The sequence below is a fragment of the Cobetia sp. SIMBA_158 genome (assembly GCF_046566945.1).
GTDB classification, from domain to species: Bacteria; Pseudomonadota; Gammaproteobacteria; order Pseudomonadales; family Halomonadaceae; genus Cobetia; species Cobetia amphilecti.
Window position 1 is genome coordinate 1 of the sequence record NZ_JAWJYL010000077.1, and the last position, 414, is coordinate 414.

1 protein-coding gene is annotated in these 414 nt (G+C 44.2%); it reads left to right on the plus strand.

The annotated features are described in order from the left end of the window. A partial coding sequence (locus tag R2R70_RS19050; RefSeq protein WP_410978757.1) for an FAD-dependent oxidoreductase occupies positions 1–414 on the plus strand: 414 nt, incomplete at both ends.

The window sequence follows — 414 nt, forward strand, 5'->3', positions numbered from 1 at the left end:
AAGCTACAGCATGCTTAACAGGCGAAAAGTAAAGTTTGTGTTTAATCAGCGGGTAACTATCAAAAATGGTGAAATTAATAATCGCCCGTTTGATTTTATTCTTGATTGCAGAGGGCTGGGGGCAAAAAAGGAGCAACTGCTTCGTGGTGTAAGAGGTGAGGTTGCGCGACTTTATGCACCAGAAGTTAATTTAACGCGCCCAGTGCGATTAATGCATCCGCGGTATCCTATTTATATTGCACCAAAACCTAATAATGAATATGTCATTGGTGCAACTGAAATTGAATCGCAAGACAGCGGCCCAGCCACTGTTCGTTCAACACTAGAACTATTGTCGGCAGCTTACACTGTGCATAGTGGGTTTGCAGAAGGGCGTTTATTAGGGGTTCAAACAGGGCTTCGCCCTGCGTTTAG